Genomic DNA, 12153 nt, shown 5'->3' on the forward strand with positions numbered 1-12153 from the left:
GGTATGATTAGACCCGTAACTGGCACCCAGAGAAATGCTCCACCCTTTCGCTATGATATCGTCGGCAGCTTCTTGCGTACGGAAGAGATTAAAGCAGCCCGCCTCCAATATGAGAATGGTGAAATTACAGGTAGTGAGCTTTATGAAATAGAGAATATTGAGATTGCTAAACTACTGGAATTAGAAAAGGAAGTAGGATTATTAGCAGTAACAGATGGTGAGTTTCGCCGTTCCTGGTGGCATCTTGATTTCTTTGTCGGAATTAAAGGAACTGAAAAGATTAACTTAAACCAAGGGAATGGAAGAGCCGAAACGGTTCAGCGTGCAGAATCATTCCGAATTGTTGACCGGATTGCCTTTGAAGATCATCCCATGCTACAGCAATTTATAAAGCTCAAGGAAATGGCGGGAGACCGGATACCCAAAATGACGATTCCATCACCTGCCCTATTTCACTTTGTGGAGGAGTTTAATGGAAATGAAGTTTACCCTGATAAGGAAACTCTATTTCAAGATATCATCGCGGTTTACCAAACTGCGATTCAAGCCTTTTACGATGCAGGCTGCCGTTATCTTCAGTTAGACGACACAACTTGGGGAACGCTGAGCAGTGGCCGACATCGCGCCCATTTACGCAGTAGAGGTACAGATCCCGATCAGTTAGCAAAGGATTACGTTAGGCTGATCAATGAGAGTATTGCGAATCGTCCGCATGATATGACCATCGCGCTGCACGTTTGCCGAGGTAATTTTCGCTCCACTTGGTTCGCTGCTGGCGGTTATGAGCCTGTTGCCGAGGTGCTTTTTTCCAATACCAAAGTTGATGCCTTTTTCTTGGAATATGATAATGAACGAGCTGGCGATTTCGAGCCCTTACGATTTATTAAAGACCAATTTGTAGTGTTGGGATTAGTAACGACCAAACATGGGGGTCTGGAGAGTAAAGAGCAGCTTAAGGCAAGAATCGAAGAAGCCGCACAATATGTAGATATTGAAAAGCTGTGCCTTAGCCCTCAGTGTGGATTTGCTTCTACGGAGGAAGGAAATATTCTAACTGAAGAAGAGCAGTGGGATAAAATACGCCTTGTGATCGAAACCGCCCGAGAGGTCTGGTTATAATTAAATAAGCTAATTTGGTGGCCTGCTATAGCGTAAGCTTATGGTAGGCCATAGTTTTTAGGAGTTACCCTGTCCTGATTGTACAGTGCTATAGTGAATTCAACAGAAAAGCACAGACAATGAAGGAGGCCGAACCCCTATGAGTACCATCCAAAAAGGAAAACAAAGAACTGAAGTGCCATTCAGAGTAGATATCGTTGGCAGCTTCTTACGTCCGGAAACGATTAAGAGAGCTCGTGTCCAATATCAAAATAATGAAATCTCCGCTGATGAATTGCGCAAGGTAGAAGATACAGAGATTGCCAGAGTTGTGAAAAAACAAAAAGCGGTTGGATTAAAAGGTGTAACGGATGGAGAGTTCCGCCGCTCCTGGTGGCATTTAGATTTTATGTGGGGCCTTGAAGGGGTAACAAAGAAAGTCAGCCCAGTGGGCTACCTGTTTAATGGTGTAGAGACCAGAGCGGAAACTGCAGAATTATCCGGTAAAATCCGTGGGACTAACCATCCAATGATCGCTGACTACAGACAATTGGTTAGCGTAGCGGGAAATGATGTAGTAGCGCGCCAAACGATTCCTTCGCCAGCGCAGTTCCTTGCTGAACTTCAGCGCAATCAAAAGACTACTGTAGCTGTTTACGACAAGCAGGATGAACTTGTGGCTGATATTGCTGCAGCTTATCGTGAAGTTATTCGTGATTTCTATGAGGCAGGTTGCCGTAATCTGCAATTGGACGACTGCACATGGGGTATGCTCTGTGATAAAGGATATTGGGAAGCCCGTCAAAAAGAGGGTGTAGATGTTAACGAAATCGCTAAGTTATACGCATTTGTAAATAACGAAGCGATTAAAGATCATCCAGCAGATATGGTTATCACGATGCATGTATGCCGTGGGAACTACGCGTCCACTTGGGCAGCATCCGGCGGATACGAGCCTATCGCAGAAGTGTTATTTGGAACGGTGGATGTAGATGGTTTCTATCTGGAGTTCGATACGGATCGGGCCGGAGACTTTGCACCCCTTAGATTTATTAAAGATCAACAAGTAGTTTTAGGTTTGTTCAGTTCGAAGTCAGGTGAGCTTGAGAATAAAGAAGAAATCATTGGACGGATTAAAGAAGCTTCGCAATATGTGGATATCAATCAGTTGTGCCTGAGCCCACAATGTGGTTTTGCCTCTACGGAAGAAGGAAACCATCTGACAGATCAACAGCAATGGGATAAACTGCAGTTTATTAAAGAGATTGCAGATGAAATTTGGCAGTAATCTATAAAAAATTAGCAGGCTCCTGATTGAATCAGGGGCTTTTTCTATCTGTATTGTGACAGCTTAGAGGATTAACCTACTACTGCACTTTACTAGAGCTATCGAAGAAGGGTATAATAAGTAACAATTGTTTTTAATTCATGTTGAAAGAGAGCGGGAACAATATGGGTCGTAAGTGGAATAATATTAAAGAAAAGAAAGCTTCCAAAGACGCAAACACAAGTCGTGTTTATGCAAAGTTTGGTGTTGAGATTTATGTAGCAGCAAAGAAGGGCGAACCCGATCCAGAAGCGAACCGGGCCCTGAAAGTTGTATTAGAACGTGCAAAAACTTACAATGTACCAAAAGCGATCATTGACCGTGCGCTTGATAAGGCTAAAGGTAGCGCTGAAGAAAATTATGAAGAGCTTCGTTATGAAGGATTTGGACCTAGCGGTTCAATGATCATCGTTGATGCGCTAACAAATAACGTTAATCGGACAGCTCCATTGATCCGTTCAACCTTCAGTAAGAATGGCGGAAATATGGGTGTCAGCGGATCAGTAGCTTACATGTTTGACTCTACGGCCGTTATAGGTGTAGAAGGTAAAACTGCTGATGAAGTAATTGAAATGATGTTTGATGCAGAACTTGATGTACGCGATGTGCTGGAAGAGGATGATGCAGTTATTGTTTATGCAGAACCTGATCAGTTCAATGCAGTACAAGAAGTATTCAAGAATGCAGGCATCACTGAATTTACTGTTGCTGAGTTAAACATGCTTCCACAAAACTATGTGGCACTCCCAGAAGATGCTCAAGCTCAATTCGAGAAATTGATTGATGCTTTGGAAGACCTGGAAGATGTTCAACAAGTGTATCATAACGTAGATTCAGAAGAAGAATAATTTAAGTTTTATAAAGGGCGATGGAGTTCGCCGTAACTGTCTCTCTGAGACTAATGACTCCTACCAGTGTGAGCTTCCCTGGTAGGAGTCTGTTTTATTGTTGAGACTAATTTATTTTGTCCTTAGGAGCTGTCGAGATGAATCCATGGTCTACCCGATGGTTTGAAATCACTAAGAAGCGAAGTTATTTTGCTCTTTGGAGTACATTTATCAAATGGATTGTGCTCGGCAGTGTAGTTGGTATTTTATCCGGCACCGCCTCTGCTTTTTTTCTAAAAAGCTTGGATTACGTAACAGATGTACGTTTAGAGCATCCAGGGCTACTTTATTTGTTGCCTCTTGGGGGAGTATTTGTTAGTTTCCTATATATGCGTTACGGAAAAAACAGCGCTAAAGGAAATAACCTTATTATAGAACAAATTCAGGATGGTAACGAGACCATTCCATTACGGATGGCACCCTTAGTATTGTTCGGGACACTGGTAACCCACTTATTTGGTGGATCCGCTGGGCGTGAAGGGACAGCTGTTCAAATGGGCGGAAGCCTTGCGGAATGGTTCGGAAAGCTGATTAAAATCAGTCCTCTGGATCGTAAGATACTGTTAATGTGCGGGATCAGTGCAGGCTTTGGTTCTATTTTCGGAACACCGCTGGCTGGAACCTTATTTGGTCTAGAGGTAGTAACCATTGGACTTATTAGCCAACAGGCATTACTTCCATGTTTTGTGGCTAGCTTTGTTGGTGATCTGGTCACCACTCGATTGTGGGGTGTTCATCATACACACTATGTAGTGAATGAATTTCCAGCTTTAAGTTTAATGATTATTCTAAAAGTGGTATTGGCCTCTGTAATTTTTGGTCTCGTGAGTATGCTTTTCAGTGAACTGACTCATTTTCTGAAAAGAATCTTCACCGCCAGGATAAGCAATCCAATGATAAAAGGTGCGGTAGGTGGATTAATTATCATTGCCTTAGTATTCCTTGTAGGGTCTCGTGATTACTTAGGCCTCGGAATTCCGTTAATCAAGGATTCTTTTGAGGGAGATGTCTCGCCGTTCGCTTTTTTATGGAAGCTGATCTTTACCGCCTTTACCTTAGGAACAGGATTTCAGGGTGGTGAGGTTACTCCGTTATTTACGATTGGTGCCACACTAGGAAATGTCTTGGCTGGAATATTACATGTGTATGGACCCTTTTTAGCTGCCCTCGGTTTTATTGCTGTCTTCTGTGGAGCTACTAGCACGCCTATCGCTTGCTTCTTAATGGGGATCGAGCTGTTTGGTTCGGAAGGAGCCATATACATGTTTATCGCTTGTGTGGTGAGTTATTTATTCTCCGGACATAGTAGTATTTATACTTCACAGCTTATTGGTGTATCGAAGAGCCAGTTCATTACTATTCCTCAAGGGACTAGGATCGGTACGGTCAAACGCGCCCGCAAAAAATAACAGCACCTCTCGGATGGTGGTTGACAAGTGCGGTTACACGATTTAAAATGTAGCCAAACGAAGGGATGGTTCAACATGATTCATGTGGAAACTGAAAAATTATATACCAGAAGCTGCTCCGAACAATCGGATACAAACGATGAAACGTTGTCCGGAGCTTAATCAAAAAGCGAATCGCTTTTTATATCATCGAAAGATAGCTAGGTCATTTTAGTGTGATTATTCATGCTTATTTGATTACGCCATCTTCCGATGTTAATGATTAAGAGGCTGTAGACAATTTTCGTCTACAGCCTTTTGTGTTTATAATGTTCAGTTTCCAAACTGACAATTATCTATTTGTGCCGTCTATTCGTGCACTAATAAGCAGAAGGCTTGCGCCCAAGGGCGCGGTGTCTTCTGCTTTTTTTGTGCTTAAAAACAATTATAGATAGAAAAGAGGAAAGCAAATGAGTTTACTTGAGGTTTCTAATGTATCACATGCTTTTGGAGATAAAGTGCTGTATAAACAGGTTTTTTTGGAAGTCAACAAAGGGGAGCATGTAGGTGTAGTGGGTCAGAATGGAACAGGGAAAAGCACATTGATTGGTATTCTGACGGGCGAGGTGATTCCTGATGGTGGAACGATTAAATGGCAGCCCAATATCAAAATAGGTCATCTTGATCAATACGCGGTTATTGATGGGTCAAGTACCGTTCAAAGTTATTTAAGGAGAGCGTTCACTGAATTATACGAAATGGAAGAAAAGATGAATGCACTTTATGCGGAATGTGCTGTTACTGGCAATGAAGTGCTTTTGCAGAAGGCAGCAGACCTTCAGGAACGACTTGAGGCGCTCGACTATTATTCTATCGAGAGCAATATCAGTAAAGTGGTTACGGGGCTAGGATTAAATGCAATGGGGATGTACCGTCCTATTGATCAGCTTAGTGGGGGGCAGCGAACCAAAGTTATATTGGCAAAGCTGTTGCTTGAACAACCTGATGTGTTATTGCTCGACGAGCCCACCAATTATCTCGACACCACGCATATTAACTGGCTTGCTGAATATCTGATAGCGTTCGATCAAGCCTTCATTGTGGTCTCTCATAACTACACTTTTCTCGATAAAATATCAACAAGCATTTGCGATATTGAAGGGGAAACGATTAAAAAATATCATGGCAAATATGCTGATTTTTTGAGACAGAAGGAGCATTTTCGCGAAAGCCATATCCGGCAGTACCATGCACAGCAGAAAAAAATTGAAGCCACTGAGCAATACATCCGGAAAAATGGTGCTGGTGTTAATTCTAGAATTGCCCGTGGCCGTCAGAAGCAGCTGGATCGTATGGAGAGAATCGCTGCACCGACGTTTGTCACTAAAGCATCTATCCGTTTTCAAGAGCTTCCTGTTACTGCACAAGTTGCGCTTAGAGTAGACCATCTTGTGGTTGGTTACGATAAGCCGCTGCTGCCAAAATTAACATTTCCCATTCGAGGAGGACAAAAGATAGTCATAGCAGGCTTTAACGGCATCGGAAAATCAACATTGCTGAAAACATTAGTTGGTCAAATCCCCTGTGTTGCCGGAGCATTCCGCTTTGCCGAACAAGTCTCTATTGGTTACTACGAGCAAGATTTAATTTGGGAAAACGATAGCATGACACCCATTGAAATCGTCGCATCGTTTTATCCAAAATTGACTATTAAGGAAATACGTCGTCATCTAGCATTATGTGTTGTAAAAGATAGTCACGTTACACAGCCTATCCGTACACTCAGCGGTGGCGAACAATCCAAAGTTAAGCTGTGTCTTTTATTGCTTACAGCATGTAATTTCTTAATCTTAGATGAGCCCACTAATCACTTAGATGCCGAAACAAAAGATGCTTTACAGAATGCTTTAATCCAATTTAAAGGTACAGTGATTCTGGTTTCTCATGAGGAGCAATTTTATCAAGGGTGGGTGGATCGTGTAATCAATATTGTGGATGAAAATAGAAATAGAGAACTAAAGTATAGCCATAGATAAGGTTAACTAGTAACATGAAGCTGTTCCAAATTAATACAATCGTCTTTAAATGGCTTCCTGGTTTAAGTGAATATTAAGGAGGGCTCCAATCAGACATGTACATTAATAAATCTTCGTTAGCTCAGTTTGCTCAGGGCAATAAGACCTCAGATGTGACCATGGATAGATATCTTACGCAGTATTTAGATCTTTACAATAAAGTAGAACCACACGTGCGTGCTTTTGTGCCAGAGCAGAACCGAGCAGATAGAATAAAAAATGAAGTGGCTAGGGTAAGAGAGAAGTATTCGGAATTTCCTAACCCATCGCTATATGGAATACCTGTTGGAATCAAAGACTTAATTCACTTAGACGGGTTGCCTACCCGTGCAGGGTCGAACCTTCCCCCACAAGCATTGACGAAGTCTGAGGGCAGTTTTATTCAAAAGCTTCGGCAAAAAGGGGTTTGGTTCACCGGCAAAACAGTGACGGAGGAATTTGCTTATGCCGGACCTATCACAACCCGCAATCCTCATCAGCTGGATCATACGCCTGGCGGCTCTAGTGCAGGCTCTGCTGCTGCGGTTGCCGCGGGTATCTGTCCATTTGCGATAGGTACACAAACCTTGCGTTCTGTTATGGCACCTGCTTCATTTTGCGGAGTGGTCGGCTTTAAACCTAGTTATGGGCGTATCCCTATAGATGGTGTCCAATTGATGTCGCCATCTTTTGATACGTTTGGATTTTTCACTCAGGATATGGAGGGTATGGACTTTCTCGCCGCGGAGCTAATAACAGAATGGAAACCATTTAATGAAGCTCGTAAACCTGTGCTAGGGATACCCGAAGGTGTATACATGACATTATTGGAGGATGACACCAAGATAACCTTTCAGAAGCAGCTTAAGAAGCTTGAGGAAGCAGGGTTCAGCATAAAAACAGTTGCGATGCCGTGGGAAGATAGCTTTATCTACGGAGATGCCATGGTGCGGTTTGTTCACGGAGAAATGGCGCAAGTCCATCATTCACTATTTGATATTTATAAAGATCTTTATGAGGATACCGTACGGCAGGCTATTTTATCTGGACGAACCATCACTGAGGAAGAACTGGAAGGATATCGTAGCGGACAAATCAAGCTCAGAAATGATCTATTAGATGTGCAGAAGTCACAGGGGATTGATTTGTGGGTTTCGCCAGCTCAGGCAGGAACAGCTCCGCTGTGGGGTTCACGAACCGGATGGACCGGAATGACGGCCATTTGGTCATATGCTGGAGCGCCTGCGGTGAGTATTCCAGCTGCCTCTATAAATAACATGCCATTAGGATTTCAATGTATCGGGGCATATGGTAGGGATGAAGAGTTAATTTATTGGAGTAAAGTGGTTTCTTTAGCGCTTCAGTGATTCTATGGCTTTAGAAATGGATCAATTGTTGTATTTTGTTCTAAAACGTAATCGGTAGATTACACAGTAGGTCTTCGTTTTATTTGAAGATCTACTTTTTTTTGTATAAAGTGAGAGTTTTTTTAATAGGGATCGTCTATATAGTATCGTGCTTCAAGGAGGCTTCAAGGTGAAGGGACATGTACCGAAAGTTGAAAAAGAGGATGAGAGGCTATGGATCCAAAATGTTCTCGATGGACATAAAGAAGACTATTCGTATCTTGTAAATCGATATAAGAATAAAATTTATGGGCTTTTGCGAGGAATGGGAGCCAATCATCAAGATGCACAAGACATAACGCAGGAGACGTTTATTAAAGCTTACCGTAAGCTGGCCTCACATGATTTGGATAAGAATTTTGCGGCGTGGCTATATGCTATCGCGACTAATTTACTGAAGGATTTGTGGAAAAAAGACCGACCGACAGCGAGTTTGCCGGACGACAATGCCGAACATTCTCTTTCGGATAATCCAGAAGAAGAATTAATGCGATCGGAGCATCGCACAGAGCTGCTTCACCTGATGCAGAAGCTCCCGTCTAATTATCGTACGGCTTTACTGCTTCGTTATACCAATGATTTAAGCTATGAAGAAATGTGTATGGTTCTAGATGTTCCATTAAGCAAGATTCAAAATGATTTATACCGGGCTAAACAGCGTTTGAAGCAGCTAATTACACTCCAGGAGGTGAAGACCGATGAGGTGCTTAAATTCCTATGAGATCGAAGAATATATTTTAAGCAAATCTATCTTACGAGATCAAGCCGTAGCTGAACATATGGCAACTTGTACGCATTGTAATATGATCTACGAAGCAGAGCTTGAGGAACAAGCTGAATGGTCGCAGGCTATGTATGAAGAGCGCTTACCAGATTCATTTACTGCTCAAGTAATGGCTTCTTTGGAACAAGTAGAGCTTGAGGAATTTACTCCAACACAAAGGAATCGCAAGCATCCGAAGCGCAATAAGTTGCTGAGATTATTTATGGGTGCGGCGTTGTTACTGGTTGTGCTAAGTGCCGTGATCTTATATTCCGTTCCTACACTGGCAGAGACTTTACGTTCTCTTTTTGTAAAAAACAACATGGACATTGGCCTTCTACGAGCACAAGAATTTGGGTTGGTAGAGCATCCTAATATTAAGGTGAAGGATAAGGGCTACACAATCAAAATAGATGAAGCAGTGGCAGATCCTACACGGGTAATTGTTGCGTTACAGTTGTTTGGACCAGATGGAAAGCATGATAAAAAGCGGTTGGCCCTTAATGATGGGAACAGTATTGCGATTAAGGATGATCAAGGGAAGGTTGTTGGGGAGTTATACGATATAGGATTTACCAGTGACTTTTACTATTTGATCGCTAATTTCACTGAACCTCTGCAAACTGATCGAATTACGGTCGAAGGTCATATTACTGAAATGGGAAGTGAACGCAAGAACATCCCTACTCTTAAAGGCGATTGGAATTTCAATTTTTCTATGGATATGACAGAAGCGAATAAACAAACAACCTCCATGCCACTAACGGGTAGCTACACCTCCCCGGACGGTTTAACTGTGACCTTGAAAAAATTAACTCATATGGTGCAAGGTGTTCGTTTTGAGTTTGATACGCAATTGAGTGAAGAGGCATTGACCCGTTCTCCTGGCGAACTATGGAAGCAACAGGGCTTGAAATTCCATTTTGAGGATACAGCAGGCGAAGAGATTCACAGTGTTAATGCTAGAAAGTTTCCTAATAAGAATAGCGTGATGTCCTACTCTAACCTTCCCGGGGCAACAAAGGGACTTATGCACTGGAGCTATACGTTTAAATATTTACCTCAGGATACGCCTTATACTTTCGTATTGGATGGATATTTCATCCCAGAGAAGGATGGTTCTAGTGTGCAATTTGAGCCTGCCAAGTTGAAAGAACAGCCGATTCCCTTTGCATTTGACGGGGATGAACTGATGTTAAATGATTTTACAGTGGAGTCATCTCCCGATAACAATGTATCAGCGAAGGAAGGTGTATTACATTTTAGAGGAAGATTGAGAAATGAGTTTTTAAATAGTGAATGGATATTTAAGACACTAGATGGCAAGGAGTACAAACTCACTGAACAAGGAGCTTTTACTACTAAAGGGGTAGGATGGAAAGATGGTTATATTGAATTTATCGAGTCTCAGTCAAATAATCAAAAGAAATATTTCCAATTCCGTGCCGATGGCCTTACACAAATTCCCGAGCAGCTTCAATTAGTGCGCACGATAAACAATCGAATGTATTCTAATGTAGACTGGTCCGTTCCTATCATGGAAGCTAGCAAAAAAGAGTAAATATAGTTATTTGGTTTCCGGATTGTACAAGCAAATAAGGGGGAATAAGCATCTCATATACTATCACAATCGAAAAGAGGTGGTAGTTTATGACTGCTGCAGAGAAGAGAAAAATTCAAAGAGCTTTGAACGCATTGCGTAAGCAAAGAGTGGTTCTGAAAGAAAGTCTTAAAAGAATTGAAGCCATTCTTTGCAGGTTGCCTATTGGCAGTCGTGAAAGATTTGAATTGTTAGCAGTAAGAGACTCAATAGTAGAAGCGCTTCGACTAAATGCAATTGCCATTAGAAATTTAAAAGATGCTACTTGTTCTTGTTAATTACCTTAATACCAGTTCTACGCAGTTTTTGCGTGGAGCTGGTTTTTTTGAAATAATAAGATTCAAACTATCCGTTATGATACTATAAACTTAATATGTCGATAACGTAAAAAAGAGAGGAAACCATTTATGACCAACAAACTATACTACAATTCTACATACCAGACTGATTGGCAAACCCGTGTGACTGAAACCATAGAACGAGAAGATGGGCTTTATGTTCTTTTAGAGGAGACGGCTTTTTATCCGCATGGTGGTGGACAACCCTGTGATCTTGGAGCTATTCAGGGAATCCCTGTGCTTGATGTAATCAGTGAGGAAGAGCTTGTACTGCATAAGCTGGAACGTTTACCTAATGAGGAATCGGTAACTTGTCAGATCGATTGGAATAGAAGATTTGACCATATGCAGCAGCATAGTGGCCAGCATTTGCTCTCAGCGGTTTGTCTAGAAAAACATATCTTTATGACCTTAAGCTTTCATTTAGGTGAGGACTATTGCACTATTGATATAGAAGTTTCAGAACTGTCTGCTGATCAACTGTACTCCATAGAGAGAGAAGTTAATCGGCAGATTTACTTAAATCACAATATTCTCAGCTATTTCGTAACAGGGGAAGAGGCTTCACAGCTTAAATTGGTTAAACAGCCAAAAGTGACAGACAACATCCGGATTGTTGAGATCAAAGATGTTGAATACAACGCTTGTGGGGGGACACATGTGTCCTCAACAGGTGAAATTGGGATAATTAAGCTTTTGAAAGCTGAGAAAATAAAAGGGAACACACGGATTTATTTTAAATGTGGATATCGTGCTTTAGAGGAATTTAATACTAGTCAGCAAATCCTTGGTACACTATCTTCCAAATTCAACACAGGCAAAGATGAGATTATTGATCGAATTGAAAAATGGGAAAATGAACAAAAGCTGCTGCAAGCTGAAATTTACCTGCTTAAAGAAAAAAATGACGACTATGTTGTGCAAGAGCTTTTAAATGAGCAAGCGGGAAAGATGATCGCACAAGTATTTGAAGATAAATCGCTAAAAGATCTACAGAGCTTAGCAAATAAGCTGACTTCGAAATGTGATCTTCCTGTATTATTAGCTACTTCTGTGGAGAATAAGGTTGTGTTTGCGCAGAATGGGAGCACGGAGATTTCCTGTGGAGCTTTTTTCAAAGCTCATCTAGGCAGCTATAATGGTAAAGGCGGGGGCAGCGATAAACTGGCGCAAGCAGGATTCCCAACTTGGGAGGATGCTTTGGCATTTTATGAGTTTGCTAGAGGGTGAGAAGAAACTTTTTCCATTATCTTCCGTCTAATTACATATGATTATAATGTCGAAGGAGACGG

Annotated in this window: 10 protein-coding genes and 1 riboswitch; all 10 genes read left to right on the forward strand. The window is 41.7% G+C overall.

The features are described 5' to 3' along the window. Window positions 1-3 precede the first annotated feature (3 nt). The gene (locus tag MHH50_RS14270; protein ID WP_076125848.1) at window positions 4-1119 is read left to right on the forward strand and encodes a 5-methyltetrahydropteroyltriglutamate--homocysteine S-methyltransferase; all 1116 of its coding nucleotides are present in this window, start codon (window positions 4-6) and stop codon (window positions 1117-1119) included. A gap of 139 nt (window positions 1120-1258) precedes the next feature. Continuing rightward, window positions 1259-2386, forward strand: a complete 1128-nt coding sequence (locus tag MHH50_RS14275; protein ID WP_076146088.1) for a 5-methyltetrahydropteroyltriglutamate--homocysteine S-methyltransferase — start codon at window positions 1259-1261, stop codon at window positions 2384-2386. A gap of 164 nt (window positions 2387-2550) precedes the next feature. Then, window positions 2551-3273, forward strand: a complete 723-nt coding sequence (locus MHH50_RS14280) for a YebC/PmpR family DNA-binding transcriptional regulator (RefSeq protein WP_036678376.1) — start codon at window positions 2551-2553, stop codon at window positions 3271-3273. Window positions 3274-3280: 7 nt separating this feature from the next. Continuing rightward, window positions 3281-3343: riboswitch (Fluoride riboswitch) on the forward strand. A gap of 67 nt (window positions 3344-3410) precedes the next feature. Then, window positions 3411-4721: a voltage-gated chloride channel family protein gene (locus tag MHH50_RS14285; RefSeq protein ID WP_340034488.1), complete on the forward strand. Its 1311-nt coding sequence runs from the start codon at window positions 3411-3413 to the stop codon at window positions 4719-4721. A 449-nt stretch (window positions 4722-5170) separates the two neighbouring features. Continuing rightward, on the forward strand, window positions 5171-6736 hold the full coding sequence (locus MHH50_RS14290) for an ABC-F family ATP-binding cassette domain-containing protein (RefSeq protein WP_340034490.1): 1566 nt from the start codon (window positions 5171-5173) through the stop codon (window positions 6734-6736). A 95-nt stretch (window positions 6737-6831) separates the two neighbouring features. Then, complete coding sequence (locus MHH50_RS14295) at window positions 6832-8121, forward strand: amidase (protein WP_340034492.1); 1290 nt, start codon at window positions 6832-6834, stop codon at window positions 8119-8121. 169 nt (window positions 8122-8290) lie between these two features. Beyond that, the gene (locus MHH50_RS14300; protein ID WP_076125840.1) at window positions 8291-8881 is read left to right on the forward strand and encodes a sigma-70 family RNA polymerase sigma factor; all 591 of its coding nucleotides are present in this window, start codon (window positions 8291-8293) and stop codon (window positions 8879-8881) included. Continuing rightward, a complete protein-coding gene (locus tag MHH50_RS14305) occupies window positions 8859-10484 on the forward strand; it encodes a DUF4179 domain-containing protein (protein WP_340034494.1) in 1626 nt (541 codons plus the stop codon). The genes MHH50_RS14300 and MHH50_RS14305 overlap by 23 nt, the downstream gene beginning before the upstream one ends. Before the next feature lie 89 nt (window positions 10485-10573). Continuing rightward, complete coding sequence (locus MHH50_RS14310; protein WP_076190427.1) at window positions 10574-10801, forward strand: hypothetical protein; 228 nt, start codon at window positions 10574-10576, stop codon at window positions 10799-10801. A gap of 129 nt (window positions 10802-10930) precedes the next feature. Further along, window positions 10931-12091 carry a DHHA1 domain-containing protein gene (locus MHH50_RS14315; RefSeq protein ID WP_340034496.1) on the forward strand — a complete coding sequence of 387 codons (1161 nt, stop codon included), beginning with the start codon at window positions 10931-10933 and terminating at the stop codon, window positions 12089-12091. Window positions 12092-12153: the final 62 nt, after the last annotated feature.

Origin of the sequence: Paenibacillus sp. FSL H3-0302 (genome assembly GCF_037982245.1) — a bacterium.
Taxonomy (GTDB): Bacteria; Bacillota; Bacilli; order Paenibacillales; family Paenibacillaceae; genus Paenibacillus_AQ; species Paenibacillus_AQ odorifer.

Coding starts and splice junctions, on each gene's coding strand:
- MHH50_RS14270 (WP_076125848.1), top strand. CDS start 4: ATGATTAGACCCGTAACTGGCACCCAGAGAAATGCTCCACCCTTTCGC.
- MHH50_RS14275 (WP_076146088.1), top strand. CDS start 1,259: ATGAGTACCATCCAAAAAGGAAAACAAAGAACTGAAGTGCCATTCAGA.
- MHH50_RS14280 (WP_036678376.1), top strand. CDS start 2,551: ATGGGTCGTAAGTGGAATAATATTAAAGAAAAGAAAGCTTCCAAAGAC.
- MHH50_RS14285 (WP_340034488.1), top strand. CDS start 3,411: ATGAATCCATGGTCTACCCGATGGTTTGAAATCACTAAGAAGCGAAGT.
- MHH50_RS14290 (WP_340034490.1), top strand. CDS start 5,171: ATGAGTTTACTTGAGGTTTCTAATGTATCACATGCTTTTGGAGATAAA.
- MHH50_RS14295 (WP_340034492.1), top strand. CDS start 6,832: ATGTACATTAATAAATCTTCGTTAGCTCAGTTTGCTCAGGGCAATAAG.
- MHH50_RS14305 (WP_340034494.1), top strand. CDS start 8,859: ATGAGGTGCTTAAATTCCTATGAGATCGAAGAATATATTTTAAGCAAA.
- MHH50_RS14310 (WP_076190427.1), top strand. CDS start 10,574: ATGACTGCTGCAGAGAAGAGAAAAATTCAAAGAGCTTTGAACGCATTG.
- MHH50_RS14315 (WP_340034496.1), top strand. CDS start 10,931: ATGACCAACAAACTATACTACAATTCTACATACCAGACTGATTGGCAA.